Source organism: Delftia sp. SD018 (assembly GCF_017355445.1).
GTDB lineage: Bacteria > Pseudomonadota > Gammaproteobacteria > Burkholderiales > Burkholderiaceae_C > Comamonas > Comamonas acidovorans.
The window spans coordinates 1-15960 of the sequence record NZ_JADDRN010000025.1; the positions used below are offsets into that span (position 1 = coordinate 1).

Annotated in this window: 13 protein-coding genes; 10 read left to right on the top strand and 3 right to left on the bottom strand. The window is 67.6% G+C overall.

Translation table 11 applies throughout. The annotated features are described in order from the left end of the window. The 10 genes from INR38_RS21890 to INR38_RS21935 all read left to right on the top strand — a co-directional run. Positions 1-646 (top strand): Hpt domain-containing protein (locus tag INR38_RS21890; RefSeq protein WP_207475992.1); only part of this gene is annotated, 646 nt, incomplete at its 5' end. Beyond that, positions 639-1565 carry a diguanylate cyclase gene (locus INR38_RS21895; protein ID WP_063327206.1) on the top strand — a complete coding sequence of 309 codons (927 nt, stop codon included), beginning with the start codon at positions 639-641 and terminating at the stop codon, positions 1563-1565. The genes INR38_RS21890 and INR38_RS21895, both read left to right, overlap by 8 nt. A gap of 83 nt (positions 1566-1648) precedes the next feature. Beyond that, complete coding sequence (ccsA, locus tag INR38_RS21900; RefSeq protein WP_013804087.1) at positions 1649-2464, top strand: cytochrome c biogenesis protein CcsA; 816 nt, start codon at positions 1649-1651, stop codon at positions 2462-2464. Continuing rightward, positions 2461-2721 (top strand): PP0621 family protein, encoded by a 261-nt coding sequence (locus INR38_RS21905; RefSeq protein WP_063327207.1) that lies wholly within the window; start codon positions 2461-2463, stop codon positions 2719-2721. The genes ccsA and INR38_RS21905 overlap by 4 nt, the downstream gene beginning before the upstream one ends. Positions 2722-2723: 2 nt before the next feature. After that, positions 2724-4487 carry an ATP-binding protein gene (locus INR38_RS21910; RefSeq protein WP_063327208.1) on the top strand — a complete coding sequence of 588 codons (1764 nt, stop codon included), beginning with the start codon at positions 2724-2726 and terminating at the stop codon, positions 4485-4487. Next, a complete protein-coding gene (locus INR38_RS21915; protein ID WP_207443137.1) occupies positions 4487-6034 on the top strand; it encodes a sigma-54 dependent transcriptional regulator in 1548 nt (515 codons plus the stop codon). Before INR38_RS21910 ends, INR38_RS21915 begins: the two co-directional genes overlap by 1 nt. After that, on the top strand, positions 6021-6656 hold the full coding sequence (gene ampD / locus INR38_RS21920; RefSeq protein WP_063327210.1) for a 1,6-anhydro-N-acetylmuramyl-L-alanine amidase AmpD: 636 nt from the start codon (positions 6021-6023) through the stop codon (positions 6654-6656). Before INR38_RS21915 ends, ampD begins: the two co-directional genes overlap by 14 nt. A 529-nt stretch (positions 6657-7185) precedes the next feature. Beyond that, complete coding sequence (locus INR38_RS21925; RefSeq protein WP_013804092.1) at positions 7186-10107, top strand: ribonucleoside-diphosphate reductase subunit alpha; 2922 nt, start codon at positions 7186-7188, stop codon at positions 10105-10107. Positions 10108-10313: 206 nt separating this feature from the next. Then, positions 10314-11405 (top strand): ribonucleotide-diphosphate reductase subunit beta, encoded by a 1092-nt coding sequence (locus tag INR38_RS21930; protein WP_012203430.1) that lies wholly within the window; start codon positions 10314-10316, stop codon positions 11403-11405. A 177-nt stretch (positions 11406-11582) separates the two neighbouring features. Beyond that, positions 11583-12560: a hypothetical protein gene (locus INR38_RS21935; protein WP_207443136.1), complete on the top strand. Its 978-nt coding sequence runs from the start codon at positions 11583-11585 to the stop codon at positions 12558-12560. Between the two features lie 97 nt (positions 12561-12657). On the opposite strand, the gene INR38_RS21940 is transcribed toward INR38_RS21935, so the two are convergent. From INR38_RS21940 to prmA, 3 genes are all read right to left on the bottom strand, one after another. Continuing rightward, positions 12658-13560, bottom strand: a complete 903-nt coding sequence (locus tag INR38_RS21940) for a carbohydrate kinase family protein (protein WP_012203428.1) — start codon at positions 13558-13560, stop codon at positions 12658-12660. Between the two features lie 35 nt (positions 13561-13595). Next, the gene (locus tag INR38_RS21945; RefSeq protein ID WP_207443135.1) at positions 13596-14978 is read right to left on the bottom strand and encodes a zinc-ribbon and DUF3426 domain-containing protein; all 1383 of its coding nucleotides are present in this window, start codon (positions 14976-14978) and stop codon (positions 13596-13598) included. Positions 14979-15053: 75 nt separating this feature from the next. Next, entirely contained in the window at positions 15054-15944 is an 891-nt protein-coding gene (gene prmA, locus INR38_RS21950) for a 50S ribosomal protein L11 methyltransferase (protein ID WP_012203426.1), read from the bottom strand. Positions 15945-15960 lie beyond the last annotated feature (16 nt).

The window sequence follows — 15960 nt, forward strand, 5'->3', positions numbered from 1 at the left end:
TGCCAGCCAATCGCCGCGCATGCTGCACGCGATCGAAGGCTTTGCCCAGGACTTTGCCGATGCGCCGCAACAGCTGCGCAGCGCCGCGCGCAGCGGCAACTGGGCAACCGTGGCGTCGTTGGCGCATACCTTCAAGGGCAGCCTGGGCTACCTGGGCGCGAACCTGCTGGAGCAATGGTCGGCCATGGCCGAGACCGGCGCGCATGCCTGCCTGTCAGGCGACGGCAATGGCGGGAATGCCCGGCCCAGCGGTGATCTTCCATCCCTGGTCCAGGCGCTGGCCGATGGGCTGCAGGGCCTGCTGGCGGAAATCGCCGTGCGGTCCGGGCAGGCGGCCTTGCCAGCCCTGGCCACGGTGTCCAGCGCTGCGCCCCCGCAGCAGCGGCAGCGGCAGCCGGTGACCGCAGAAGAAGTCTCATCCACGCTGGCTCGGCTGCGGCTGCAGATTGCCGACAGCGACTATGCCGCCGTGGCCGAACTGGAACGGCTGCGGCCCCTGGTCAGCGGGCGCCATGCGTCCGTGCTGCAGCGCATCCAGCGCTGCACCGAGTCCCTGGAAACCGAGGCGGCGCTGCAGGCGCTCGATCAGCTGGCGCGGAGCATGGCCGCGAACCGGATGGCCCTACAGGGAGCCGCAGATGCTTGACGCCCTGACCGGGTCGGAGCTGCCCACGGTCCTCATCGTGGACGACGAGCGGCTGAACCGCAGCATGCTGGCCGAGCTGCTGAGCCCCCACTACCGAGTGCTGCTGGCCAAGGACGGCCCTGGCGCCCTGGTGATCGCCCACCGCGAAGCCCACCGCCTGCAGCTGATCCTTCTGGACCTGGCCATGCCCGGCATGAACGGCTACGAGGTGCTGGGTGCGCTGCGCGCGCAGGAGCGCACTGCCCATATCGCCGTCATCTTCATCACCGGACAGAGCAATGCCGAGGCCGAGGAATACGGCCTGCGCCTGGGCGCGGCCGACTATGTCTCCAAGCCCATACGCCCCGCCGTGGTCGAGGTGCGCGTGCGCAACCAGATACGGCTGGCCCTGCAGCGCCAGGCCCTGGAGCGCCTGGCCATGGTGGACGGGCTGACCGGCCTGGCCAACCGGCGCCACTTCGATGACGTGCTGGAGCGCGCCTACCGCCGCAGCCTGCGCACCGGCGAGCCCGTGGGCCTGGCTCTCATTGATATAGACCACTTCAAGCAATACAACGACTGCTATGGTCATGTGCAGGGGGACGAGGCGCTCAAGGCCGTGGCCGCCGAGTTGCAGCGCCATGCGCGCCGGCCCTACGACCTGGCAGCGCGCTTTGGCGGCGAGGAATTCGCGCTCATCCTCCCCGGCGAAAGCGACGCCCCGGCCATGGCCGAGCATTTCCGCCAGGAAGTGCTGCGCCTGTCCATCGCCCACGCCGCCTCTCCCACGGCGCCGCAGCTCACCGTCAGCTGCGGCGTACTCACCGTGCGGCAGCCGTCTGCCGCGCCTTTGGAAACCTGGCTGCAGAAGGCGGACGGCCTGCTCTACCAGGCCAAGGCCCAGGGGCGCAATCGCATCGAGGCAGCCGTGGAGCCCTGAAAATGCGCGCCGAACCACGGCATGGCACCCGGATTCTGAGCCTGCACAACCGGCGGCGGGAAAGCCACAGCTATCATTGAAAGATGCTCTCCGTCCCCCTGATTTCCGCCAACGTATCGCCCCTGGGCTGGATGCTGGCGCTTGCCGCAGCCGTGGCCTATGCCGTGCCAGCCGCCGGCGCCCGACGCATCAGCCAGGCCGGCGCCCGCGTTGCCCTGCGCCTGGCCTGGGTGCTCCACGCCCTGGCCCTGGCCTGGGGCCTGCTCGGGGAGCAGCCTCACTTCGGCTTTGCACCGGCCCTGTCCATGACGGCCTGGCTGGTGCTCACCGTCTATGGCGTCGAGCAGCAACTGTTCCCCAAGATGCGCGCGCAGCTGGCGCTGTCCGCGCTGGGCACGGCCGCCGTGCTCATGGCCGCGCTGTTTCCGGGAACGCCCCTGCATGTCAACGCCTCGCCCTGGCTGCCGCTGCACCTGGCACTGGGCATTGCCTCCTACGGACTGTTCGCGGCCGCCGTGGTCCACGCCTCGCTGATGACACGCGCCGAGCAGCACATGCGGCTGGGCGGCGGTGGCCATGACAGCGGCCTGCCGCTTCTCACGCTGGAGCGCCTGACCTTCCGCTTCGTGTCCGCAGGCTTTGTGCTGCTCACGGCCACGCTGGCCGCAGGCTGGCTGTTCGGCGAACAGCTCTATGGCAAGGCCTGGGTCTGGAACCACAAGTCTGTGTTCTCGCTGCTGTCGTGGCTGACCTTTGCCGTGCTGCTGATCGGCCGTGCGCGCTTTGGCTGGCGTGGCCGCAGCGCCGTGCGCATGCTCTATGCAGGCGCCCTGCTGCTGCTGCTGGCCTATGCGGGATCGCGCTTCGTCATGGAAGTGCTGCTGGAGCGCACCACATGAAGTACCTGCTGGTCCTGATCGTCATCATCGTGGCTGTCGGCATCTGGCGCAGCCAGCGCCGTGCCGAGGCCCGCGAGCGGCGCCAGACCGCTGCGCCGCGCAACCCGGCCAACCCGGCCAATGCGCCGCTGGCGGCTCCACAGGACATGGTCGAGTGCGCGCACTGCGGCCTGCACCTGCCGCGCAGCGAGGCCATCGAGGCGGCCGGCCGCAGCTACTGCAGCGCAGAGCACCGCACCCTGGCGCAACGGCGCTGAGCATGCAGGACGCGGTCCCCCCCCAGCCACCCACCATCGACGAGGCCGCGGCGCAGTCGCCGCACGACGCCAACGCCCCCTTTGTCCGGCTATGGCAGGGCTTCCTGACCGGCCGCGTGCTCATCGCCACTGCGCTTTTGCTGCTGCAGCTGGCGCTGCTCAGCGTGCAGCCCGGCGGCAATTCCCTGGTCTGGCTGGTTTGCCTGGGCTACCTGGGGCTGACGCTGCTGCTGCGGCTGACGGCACGCGCGCAGCCGCCCTCGCCCCGCGCCGGCGTGCACTGGCTGCCCGTGATCGGCGTGGACATCGCGGTCATCTGCCTGCTGCAGATGCTGCAGACCGGGCCGCTGAACTACTCGGCCCTGCTGGCCATTCCCATCCTGATCTCGGCCGTGCTGGGCAATCTGACGCTGGCCCTGGCCACCACGGCCAGCGTCACGCTGCTGACCCTGGGCTGGGTGGCATGGCAGGACGTGGCTGGCCGCATAGAAAGCACCCAGGCCTACTACCAGGCCAGCTTTGCCTGCGCAGGCTATTTCGCGGTGGCCTATCTGACGCACGAGCTGGCACGCCGCGTGCGGCGCGAGCGCCACCTGGCCCAGCACAGCAGCCGCAAGGCCCAGACGCAGGAACAGGTCAATGCCCTGGTGATCCGCCACCTGGGCGAAGGCGTGCTGGTGGTAGATCCCCAGTTCCGCGTGCAGCAGGCCAACCCGGCCGCGCTGCACCTGCTGGGGCTGGCCGACGCGCATGCCCTGCCCTTCGCCCTCAAGGAGCATTCCGGCTGGCAGCGGCTGCAGGACGCCGTGGCCCAGAGCTTTGCCCAGAACCTGCCCATCTCGGCCGCCATCCATCTGCAGTCCATCGGCCAGGAAGGCATGACGGGCCTGCACCTGCGCACCTGGCTGACCGAGGTCGCCACCCCATCCGACGCCGCCGACGCGGCCGAGCCCGCGCTGCTGCAGCAGCTGTGCGTGGTCTTTCTGCACGACCTGCGCGAAATGGAGGCGCGGCTGCGCACGGAGAAGCTGGCGTCCATGGGCCGCATGTCCGCCGCCGTGGCCCACGAGATCCGCAATCCGCTGGCCGCCATCACCCAGGCCAATGCCCTGCTGGCCGAGGATCTGGCGCAGGACCCGGCCCAGCAGCAGCTGTGCCGCATCGTGGGCCAGAATGCCGAGCGCCTGGCACGCATCGTCGAGGACGTACTCAACATCGCCCGGGCCCAGCAGCACATTGGCGAGGCGCATGCCGGCCTGCTGGCCCTGGACCAGCATGTGGCCCAGGTTTGCCAGGAATGGCAGGCCCAGGGCCAGCCCGCGCACAGCATCCAGCTCCTGCTCGACGCCAGGGACAAGACCGTGGTGTTCGATGGCGAGCATCTGCGCCGCATCCTGGTGAACCTCCTGGACAACGCCCGGCGCTACCGCAGCAACGCCCACGAGCCACACACGCTGCAGGTGCTGACCGGCGCGCCGGCCGGCGGCCAGATCTGGCTACAGGTCTGGAGCGACGGCGCCGCGCTGGAGCCCACGGTGCAACGCCATCTGTTCGAGCCCTTCTTCTCTTCGGAAAGCCGCTCCAGCGGCCTGGGCCTGTATATCTGCCGCGAGCTGTGCCAGCGCTACGATGCCAGCATCAGCTACCAGCGGCTGTCGCGGCCCACGCCGCACGGCCCTGTCGAGGGCAATGCCTTCAGCATCGTGTTCCGTGCCGGCCCGGCCTCGGCCCTGCCGGCCTCCCTGTTTGATCAGATTGTGGTGTGATGCCTTTGAACTCCCTGCCCGCTGCCGCATCGATCCTTGTCGTGGACGACGAGCCGGATCTGCGCACCCTCTATGAACTGACCCTTCTGCGCGAAGGCTACCGCGTGGAAACCGCCGCCAGCGTGGGCGAGGCGCGCGAGCAACTGCAGACCCAGCGCTTCGACGTGGTCATCACCGACATGCGCCTGCCCGACGGCATGGGCATGGAGCTGCTGCAGGACCTGCGCAGCCAGCAGCGGCGCGAGCGCTGCGTGGTCATGACGGCCTACGGCTCCGCCGAGAACGCCGTCGAGGCCCTGCGCTCAGGCGCCTTCGACTACCTGACCAAGCCCGTGGACCTCAAGCAGTTCCGCCTGGTCGTGGCCTCGGCCGCCCAGGGCGTGGGCGGTGTGCCGGCCCCGGGCGTGATGCCGGCGCGCAGCCCTTCGGCCGCTCCCGCCGCCAGCCCGGTCCTCAACGGCAGCGGCGCACTGGACGCCATGGTCGGCGAGTCGCCCGCCATGCAGGCCGTCAAGCAGCGCATTGCCAAGGTGGCGCGCGGCATGGCGCCGGTGCTGGTGCATGGCGAGTCGGGCACAGGCAAGGAGCTGGTGGCCCGCGCGCTGCATGCCTGCAGCCAGCGCGCCCATGGCCCCATGGTGGCCGTGAACTGCGGCGCAATTCCCGAAAACCTGCTGGAAGCCGAGTTCTTCGGCGCGCGCAAGGGCTCCTATACCGGCGCCACCCAGGACCGCGACGGCTACTTCCAGGCTGCGCGCGGCGGCACCTTGTTTCTGGACGAGATCGGCGACCTGCCCCTGGCCATGCAGGCCAAGCTGCTGCGCGCCATCCAGGAGCGCCGCGTGCGCCCCCTGGGCTCCGCACAGGAGGAAGCGGCCGATGTACGCATCGTCAGCGCCACCCACCGCGACCTGGCTACCGATGTGCAGCAGGGGCGCTTCCGGCAGGACCTGTACTACCGCCTCAATGTCATCGAGGTACTGCTGCCCCCGCTGCGCGAGCGCCGCGAAGACCTGCCTGCCCTGTGCCGCGCCCTGCTGGCACGGCTGTCGCAGGAATCCGGCCTGCCCATGCCCGAGATCGACGAGCGCTCTGTGCAGCAGATCGCCCGCCTGCCCCTGCCCGGCAATGTGCGTGAACTGGAGAACCTGCTGCACCGCGCCATCACGCTGGGCGAGGACGGGCCGCTGCGCATAGATCCCGAGATGCAGCTGCCCTGCGGCACGCCGCCCGCACCGCCTGCACCGCCCGCATCCGCCTCGCCATCTCCTTCGCTCTCGCCTTCGCGCCCCCTGCCGCAAGGCGGCCCGCTATCGCCAGAGCCAGCCGATGCCGACCTGCCCCGTGACCTGCAGGCCTGGCTGGACGAGCGCGAGCGCGGCATCCTGGTGCAGGCGCTGCAGGAAAACGGCTTCAACCGCACGGCCACCGCCGCGCGCCTGGGCCTGAGCCTGCGCCAGATCCGCTACCGCATCGACCGGCTGAACATCGCCCTGCCCGGCGACGCCAGCGCCGAGGCGGACGGAGGCGGCCATGGCGAGTCCTGATCCACAGGCGCAAGCCACCCAGGCCCCGGCCTGGACCTGGCAAGGCGGCTGGCTGCAGCAGGCCCGCCACCTGCCCTCGCCCAACTTTGGCGAGCGCCCGGCCCAGGCGCTGGTCGATCTGGTCGTCGTGCACTCCATCAGCCTGCCCCCGGGCGAGTACGGCACGGGTGCGGTCCAGCAACTGTTCACCAACCAGCTCGACTGGGACGCCCATCCTTACTACCAGGGGATACGCGGCCTGGAGGTGTCGGCGCATTTCTTCATCACGCGCCAGGGCGAGGTCTGGCAGTTTGTGGACTGCGATGCGCGCGCCTGGCATGCAGGCGCTTCCTGCTGGCGGGGCCGCGACCGCTGCAACGACGACTCCATCGGCATAGAGCTCGAAGGCCTGGAGGGCCTGCGGTTCGAGCCGGCCCAGTACGCGGCGCTCGATGCCCTGTGCAACGCCATCGCGGCGCGCTACCCCGTGGCCCATCTCGCAGGCCATGAGCACATCGCGCCGGGCCGCAAATGCGATCCGGGCGTAGGCTTCGACTGGCACCGGCTGCGCGGGCTGCTGGCCCATCACCCTGCCACGGCGAACTGGCAGCTGCCGCCGGGCGCGGGCCAGCCCTCCACGTAAGCGCACACCCTCATCGCAGGCACCGCCAGGTCTTGCGCAAAATCCCGCTTGTCCACAGGCAGAGGACAAAGGGTCTGTCAATCCAGAAAGCAACCGATGTGGCGCGCCCGGCGCACGCAGCGGCTGCCTGATCATTTTTTACAAATTCACGCATGTGTCGCAGCCCCACTGTCCATGGGGCTTTCAGCGGTCCGACCGGCGCAGGGCCAAGGCTGCCGCGGCTTGCGGCGGACCATCGCCCGCAAGCCACGGCGCAGCGGGCCTTTGCTGCTATTGGCTTGTAGGTTGTGCACCCGTTTGGCGCAGCGCAAACAGCGGTTTTCCGGCCGTGAGTACCCCGTGTACATGAGACGGCGATACACTACAGGTAGTGCCCAGAAGCACGCTGGACACCATATCTAGTGTTCACAAGCTGTGCACACCCTGTGAAAACGGTGTGTACATCCGACCCCGATTCCATCTCCCAGCAAGCCTGCCCCAAGTGCAGGTCCGCGTCCGTTCTATCCACAAACACCCGTTGAGGAAACTCATGCAAGAAGCACTGAATTCTTTGGCTCCCGCTGCGCACGGTGATGCTGCCAATCCTTCCTCCGCCCATCACCTGTCCGTGCAGGACGGCTACCAGATCATCCGCCGCAGCGGCGATGTGGTGCCCTTCACGCCACAAAAGATCGCCGTCGCGCTGACCAAGGCCTTCCTGGCCGTGCGCGGAGCCCAGGGCGCGGCCTCCGCCAGCGTGCGCGAGACCGTGGACGAGCTGACCCAGGCCGTGGTTCGCGCACTGCTGCGCTCGCGTCCGGGCGGCGGCACCTTCCATATTGAAGATGTGCAGGACCAGGTCGAACTGGGCCTGATGCGCGGCGGCCACCACGACGTGGCACGCGCCTACGTGCTGTACCGCGACCGCCGCAACCAGGAACGTGCCGAGCAGAAGAAGGCCGCCGAGGCCGCAGCGGTTGCCGCCGCCGCACCGGCGCCCGTGCTGCATGTGACCGACAACGGCCAGCGCGTGCCGCTGGACCAGGCCCGCCTGCTGGCGCTGATCGAGGCGTCCTGCCGCAACCTCAACGCCGATATCCAGGCGGCCCCCATCGTCGCCGAGACGCTGCGCAACCTGTACGACGGCGTGCCGATCGAAGAAGTCTTCAAGGCCTCCATCCTGGCCGCTCGCACGCTGATCGAGAAAGACCCCGACTACACCTACGTCACCGCCCGCCTGCTGCTGCACACGATCGTGCGCGAGGTCATGGGCCGTGACGTGCACCCGGCCGACATCCAGGCGGCCTACGCAGAGTACTTCCCCGGCTTCATCCGCAAGGGCGTGGACAACGAGCTGCTCAACCCCGAGCTGCTGAACTACGACCTGCCCCGCCTGGCTGCCGCCATCAAGGCCGAGCGCGACGAGCAGTTCGACTACCTGGGCCTGCAGACCCTGTACGACCGCTACTTCCTGCACGTGCGCAAGACGCGCATCGAGCTGCCCCAGTCCTTCTTCATGCGCGTGGCCATGGGCCTGGCGCTGCAGGAAGAGGACCGCAATGCACGCGCCATCGAGTTCTACGAGCTGCTGTCGTCCTTCGACTTCATGAGCAGCACGCCCACGCTGTTCAACAGCGGCACGCTGCGCTCGCAGCTGTCTTCCTGCTACCTGACCACGGTGCCCGACGATCTGGACGGCATCTATGAGTCCATCAAGGAAAACGCCCTGCTGTCCAAGTTCGCCGGCGGCCTGGGCAACGACTGGACGCGCGTGCGCGCCCTGGGTTCGCGCATCAAGGGCACGAACGGCGAGTCGCAGGGCGTGGTGCCCTTCCTCAAGGTGGTCAACGACACGGCCGTGGCCGTGAACCAGGGCGGCAAGCGCAAGGGCGCCGTCTGCACCTACCTGGAGACCTGGCACCTGGACATCGAGGAATTCCTCGAACTGCGCAAGAACACCGGCGACGACCGCCGCCGCACGCACGACATGAACACGGCGAACTGGATTCCCGACCTGTTCATGAAGCGCGTCATGGAAAAGGGCCACTGGACCCTGTTCTCGCCCTCCGATGTCGGCGACCTGCACGACCTCTTCGGCGCCGCCTTCGAGCACGCCTACAAGGCCTACGAAACCAAGGCCGACAACGGCGAACTCAAGCTGTTCAAGCGCATCCCGGCCATGGACCTGTGGCGCAAGATGCTGTCCATGCTGTTCGAGACCGGCCACCCCTGGGTCACCTTCAAGGACCCCTGCAACGTGCGCTCGCCCCAGCAGCACGCCGGCGTGGTGCACTCGTCCAACCTGTGCACCGAGATCACGCTGAACACCAGCGACACCGAGACCGCCGTCTGCAACCTGGGCTCGGTCAACCTGGCGCGCCACATCGTCGATGGCGCCATCGACCACGGCAAGCTGCGCAAGACCATCACCACGGCCATGCGCATGCTGGACAACGTGATCGACATCAACTACTACGCCGTGCAGAAGGCCAAGGACTCCAACCTGCGCCACCGCCCGGTGGGCCTGGGCCTGATGGGCTTCCAGGATGCGCTCTATGAAATGCGCATCGCCTACGCCAGCGACGCGGCCGTGGAGTTCGCCGACCAGTCGATGGAAGCCATCTGCTACTACGCCTACTGGGCCTCCACCGAGCTGGCCAAGGAACGCGGCCAGTACTCCAGCTACAAGGGCTCGCTGTGGGACCAGGGCATCCTGCCGCTGGACACGCTGAACCTGCTGGAGAAGGCACGCGGCGGCTATGTGGAAGTGGACCGCTCCTCGCGCCTGGACTGGGATGCCCTGCGCGCCAAGATCGGCCAGCACGGCATGCGCAACTCCAACTGCGTGGCCATCGCGCCCACGGCGACCATCTCCAACATCGTCGGCGTCGATGCCTCCATCGAGCCCTCGTTCGGCAACCTGTCGGTCAAGTCCAACCTGTCCGGCGAGTTCACCGTCATCAACCAGTACCTGGTGCGTGACCTGAAGCGCCTGGGCCTGTGGGACGACGTGATGGTCATGGACCTCAAGCACTTCGACGGCTCGCTGCGCCCCATCGACCGCGTGCCCCAGGACGTCAAGAGCCTGTACGCCACCGCCTTCGAGGTCGAGCCCACCTGGCTGGTCGAGGCCGCTGCGCGCCGCCAGAAGTGGATCGACCAGGCCCAGAGCCTGAACATCTACATGGCCGGTGCATCGGGCAAGAAGCTGGACGACACCTACAAGCTGGCCTGGCTGCGCGGTCTGAAGACCACCTACTACCTGCGCACCACCAGCGCCACCAACATCGAGAAGTCCACGGTGCAAAGCCGCGTGCTCAACGCCGTGCCCTCGGCCGCCGCCGCACAGCCTGCCGCCGTGAACACCTCCAGCGCCCTGGAAGCCGCGGCAGCCGCCGCGCGCGCCCAGGCACCGGCGACGGACATCAAGTTCTGCGCCATCGACGATCCCGGCTGCGAAGCCTGCCAGTAAGCCGCGCAGCGCGGGGCCTCGCCACGGCGCAGGCCCCGCGCCCTGCCCGCCAGCCAGCGCCATGCGCAGGATCTTCGCCATGGACCTTGGGCCTGCTCAACACGCCAGGCCACCCATGGTCCTACATTGACCGGAGCAGAAAGAGAGGACTCTTTCGCACCGAATGAACTGAACATATGCCCCAGGGCATGCCGGAGAAATTTGCAATGCTGACCTTTGACGACGACGCCACCCTCTCGAACACGCCCAGCGGCGCGGAGGCTGCGCCGAGCACCACACACAAGCGCGTGAATGCCGCCGACAAGCGCATCATCAATGCCAAGACCGACGTCAATCAGCTGGTGCCGTTCAAGTACAAGTGGGCCTGGGAAAAGTACCTGGCCACCTGCGCCAACCACTGGATGCCGCAGGAAGTGAACATGAACCGCGACATCGCCCTGTGGAAGGACCCCAACGGCCTGACCGAGGACGAGCGCCGCATCATCAAGCGCAACCTGGGCTTCTTCGTGACGGCCGATTCGCTGGCCGCCAACAACATCGTGCTGGGCACCTACCGCCACATCACGGCGCCCGAGTGCCGCCAGTTCCTGCTGCGCCAGGCCTTCGAGGAAGCCATCCACACCCACGCCTACCAGTACATCGTGGAGTCGCTGGGCCTGGATGAGGGCGAGATCTTCAACGCCTATCTCGAAGTCCCCTCCATCCGCGACAAGGACGAATTCCTGATCCCCTTCATCGAAGCGATCATGGACCCCGCCTTCAAGACCGGCACCTTCGAAACCGACCAGACCCTGCTCAAGTCGCTGATCGTTTTCGCCTGCCTGATGGAGGGCCTGTTCTTCTACGTGGGCTTCACGCAGATCCTTGCGCTGGGCCGCCAAAACAAGATGACCGGCGCCGCCGAGCAGTACCAATACATCCTGCGCGACGAGTCCATGCACTGCAACTTCGGCATCGACCTGATCAACCAGCTCAAGCTCGAAAATCCACAGCTGTGGACACCCGAATTCAAGGAAGAAATCACGGCGCTTTTCGTCAAGGCCGTCGAGCTGGAATACCGCTACGCAGAGGACACCATGCCGCGCGGCGTGCTCGGAATGAACGCATCGATGTTCAAGGGCTACCTGCGCTACATCGCCAACCGCCGCGCCACGCAGATCGGCCTTGAGGCCCTGTTCCCCAACGAGGAAAACCCGTTTCCCTGGATGAGCGAGATGATCGATTTGAAGAAGGAACGTAACTTCTTTGAGACACGCGTCATCGAGTATCAAACCGGCGGCGCACTTTCCTGGGATTAATCGCTTCTCTGCAGGCACAATGCGAACCATGACGCGCTTCACGCTTTTGCAATACCGATGGTGTTGCGGCGTGGGGCGTCTCCGTGTTCATTGCGATGCGTCACTCCACATCGCTTTGGATCGCTTCGGAGCCCCGTACCCCGAAGTGTTTTGTGCAAATCAACGAAGGAGAAGATGATGGCAACTGCGAAGAAGACGGCCTCCACCAAGGCCCCCACCGACAAGAAGACCACTGCCAAAAAGGCGGCTGCTCCCAAGGCTGAAACCGTGAAGAAAACCACGGCCACTGCCAAGGCAGCACCCGTCAAGAAGGCTGCTGCACCTGCTGTGAAGAAGGCTGCAGCTCCTGCTGCCAAGAAGGCCGCTGCACCTGCTGCAAAGAAGGCTGCCGCTCCTGCCAAGAAGGCTGCTGCACCTGCTGCGAAGAAGGCTGCCGCTCCTGCGAAGAAGGCTGCCGCTCCCGCCAAGAAGGCTGCTGCTCCTGCTGCGAAGAAGGCTGCCGCTCCCGCCAAGAAGGCTGCTGCTCCTGCTGCGAAGAAGGCTGCCGCTCCTGCCAAGAAGGCTGCTGCTCCTGCTGCGAAGAAGGCTGCCGCTCCCGCCAAGAAGGCTGCTGCTCCTGCTGCAAAGAAGGCCGCCGCTCCTGCCAAGAAGGCTGCTGCTCCTGCCAAGAAGGCTGCTGCTCCTGCTGCAAAGAAGGCTGCCGCTCCCGCCAAGAAGGCTGCTGCACCTGCCGCAAAGAAGGCCGCTGCTCCCGCCAAGAAGGCTGCTGCACCTGCCGCAAAGAAGGCCGCTGCTCCTGCCAAGAAGGCTGCTGCTCCTGCTGCCAAGAAGGCCGCTGCTCCCGCTGCCACAAAGGCTGCTGCACCTGCCGCGAAGAAGGCCGCTGCTCCCGCCAAGAAGGCTGCCGCTCCTGCTGCTGCCAAGAAGCCCGCTGCAGCTGCCAAGCCTGCCGCAGCGCCCGCCAAGGCCGCAGCAGCTCCTGCCGCTCCCGCCAAGAAGGCTGCAGCCCCGAAGAAGGCCGCTGCCCCCAAGAAGGCCGCAGCAGCTCCCGCCGCTGCCGCGCCTGCAGCTCCCGCTGCCGCACCCGCGCCCATCGCGCAAACCCGCCTGGCTCCCCAAGCCGCATGGCCCTTCCCCACAGGCAACAAGCCCTGAGACTTTTCCGGTCTCAAAGCAAAAAGCCCGGCTCTTTGGAGTCGGGCTTTTTTCATTATGAAGACCGCGGCTGCGCCGCCGGCCGGCGATCCCGGCTTCAGGGCTGGGCGAAGTCCAGCACGTAGTTCTGCGGGCCACGGCTGGCAATCTTGAGCGCGCCCAGGCGGTTGCCCAGTTCGGCGCAACGCACCAGGTCCCAGCCACGCTCCAGGCCGAACAGCATGGCGCCACGCCATGCGTCGCCACATCCCGTGGGATCGACCACGGCGGCGGGCTGCACCGGCGCCACCAGGGTCTTGGCGCCTTGCACCCAGACCTCGCAGCCCTCTGCCCCCAGCGTCACCACCAGGCCTTGCACCTGCCCGGAAATCTGCTCCAGGCTCCAGCCCGTGCGCTCGCTGAGCATGCGGGCCTCGTAGTCGTTCACGGCCACCCAGTCAGCCTGCTCGATGAAGCTGCGCAGCTCCTGTCCATCGAACATGGGCAGGCCCTGGCCTGGATCGAAGACAAAGGGAATCCCGGCCGCCTTGAACTGCTGGGCATGCTCGAGCATGGCCTGGCGGCCATCGGGTGCAATGATGCCCACGCGCACCTGCTCCTTGAGCTCTGGCGTGATGCGGTTGCCGTGGGCCTGCATCATGGCGCCCGGGTGGAAGGCCGTGATCTGGTTGTTGTCACGGTCCGTCATGATCATGCACTGGGCCGTGTGCGTGTCCTGCAGCTGGCCGATGTGCGCGGTCTGCACGCCCAGTTCGTCGAGGCGCTGCACATAGTCGGCGCCGTCGCTGCCCACCATGGCCATGGGCCAGGCATCGCCGCCCAGCAAGCGCAGGGCGTAGGCGATGTTGCCGGCGCAGCCGCCGAAATCGCGGCGCAGCGTGGGCACCAGGAAGGACACATTGAGGATGTGCAACTGGTCAGGCAGGATCTGGTCGGCAAACCTTCCCTCGAAGGTCATGATGTTGTCGAACGCAAGCGATCCGCAGATGAGAGCGGCCATGGTGTGTCTCGGCTTTCTTGAAAAGTCAGGGGGATTCAGGGATAAAAAACCAGGGCGCGATAGCCGGCCACGGCCGCCTCCAGGCCTTGCACTTCGACCGGGGCCGTCACGCTCCACTCGCCATGGCCCTCGATCTGCGCAGGCGCGCCGAACTGGTCAAGCCGGATCACGCGCCGCAGCAGCAGCTTGTCCTGGGCATCGGTGAGCGTGAGTTCGACAGCGGGCATGGCCACGGGGAAGTCGGAACGGTTCTCCAGGCTCAGGCTCCACTGGTACTGGCCGCTGCGCGGCAACTGCCGAAAGCCCGAACTGCCGATCACCACGTCGCCGATCTGGCGGCGTGGCTGCAGCTCGCAGCCCGCCAGGGCACACAGGGCCTGCAGCGCGGGCGCCAGCGAAGGATGCTGCACGGCCAGCGCATCGCGCTGGCCCCACATGACCTGGCCTGCCAAGGCGCCCACGCCCAGCAGGCTGCCCATCACAAGCGCCACGCGCACGGCAGGCCGGCGCCAGAAGGCCTTGCGCCGCGCCTGGCGCACAAAGCCGGGCTCGGCCTCGGGCAGCGCGGCAGCAGCCTCACCGCTGCCCTCGCCATCGCTGTCCGGCCAGCGGGAGAACTCCGGCGAAGGCACGGAGGCCTGCGCCTGCGGCTCCGATTCCCGCAGCAGGCCGGTTGGCACGGACGGCGCAGGCGCATCGGACGACTTGTCGGATGGCTTGTCGGATGGCTTATGGGGCCGTGTGAACGGCGCGCTTTCCTCATCCTTTGCCGGTGCGGGCACAGGAGCCGCAGTGTCAGGCTCGGGTCCGAGCAGGCCGTCAACGGCCTGCTCGGCCTGGGCAGCGGGCGGGGACTTCGGCGCTGCCCGGGACGCAGCCAGGATCTCGTCCACCAGCGACGCTCCAGGCAGCGCGCTGCCCGACTCTTCGGCGGCGCTGGCGACAGGGTCCTTCGCGGTCACAGGGTGCGAAGGCGGGGCCTCTGGAGCCGGCACCTCGGCCGGCGGCATGGACGGAGAAGGCTCGGCCCTGGCAGCCTCAGCCGTGGTTGCGGTGGATACCGCAGGTGCGGCAGGTGCGGCAGGCACAGAGGGTGCAACAGGTGCAGCAGGCCCCGATGCGCCCCGCCCCGGCAATCCGCTCGGCGCCGTCGGCAGCCACATGGATTCCCTGAATTCGCGGATGTCATCGTCCTCGAATTCGGCCGGGTTGTGCGATGCCCCGCCGGCCACCGGAGTGCCGGCCACCGAGGTGCCGGCCGCGTTCACAGGTGCCGTGGGCAGGGGCTGCAGATCCTCGGAGGCATCGAACACTTCATGGCAGACGCCGCAGCGCACCCACCCCTGCGAAATTCGCAGCTGGTCGGCCACCACTTTGAAGCGGGTTCCACAGGCAGGACAGCGGGTGACTTGGCTCATCAGCGATCGATTGTAGGCAGCTGCTCGCGGCCCGCGCCACGAAGGCGGCGGCCGCGCGGGGACTCGGGCCGGAAATCAGGCCGCGCGGCGCGCGGTCATCAGGATCCAGCCATCTTCGCTGTCGGCCACTTCCAGCGCCAGGTACGGCGCATAGGCCTCCTTGAGCTCGTCGGCCTGGCGCTCCAGGATACCGGCCAGCACCAGGCTTCCACCCGCTGCCACGCGGCCGCACAGCAGCGGCGCCAGCACCTTGAGCGGCGTGGCCAGGATGTTGGCCAGCACGGTGCGGTATTCGCCGTTGCCGGCATCGGGCAGGCCCGCCTTCAGTTGCACGGCGTTGGCATCGGCGTTGTAGCGCGTGGACTCCACGGCAGCCGGGTCGATGTCCACCGCGTCGATGTCGGTGGCACCGAACTTGGCCGCGCCAATGGCCAGGATGCCCGAGCCGCAGCCGTAGTCCAGCGTGCGGCCAAGACTGCCTTGGGGCTGGCGGGCGATCCAGCGCAGGCACATGCGCGTGGTCGGGTGCGTGCCCGTGCCAAAGGCCAGGCCCGGGTCCAGGCGGATGCTTACGCGCGCCTCGGGCGGCAGCTCGTGCCAGGTGGGAACAATCCAGAATTCGGGCGTGATGTCCACCGGGGCGAACTGCGACTGCGTCAGACGCACCCAGTCCTGCTCCGGCACCTGCTTGACGGCGATGATGCTGCAGCCCTCGAAGAAGTCCTGGGGCAGCAGCAGATCACGCGCCTCTTCGGCCGCTTGCTGCGAGGGGAACAGCGCCACCAGGCGGCTGCGCTGCCAGCCGTCCTTGGGCGGCGGCATGCCGGGCTCGCCGAACAGGGCTTGCTCGGCCTCGGTCTGCGCGTCGGCATCCTCCACCGATACGCTCAGGGCGTCCAGCGCATCCAGCGCATCGCTGACGGTCTCAACCCGGTCTTCCGGGCACAGCAGGCTCAACTCGAACATGGGCCCATCCTTTTCT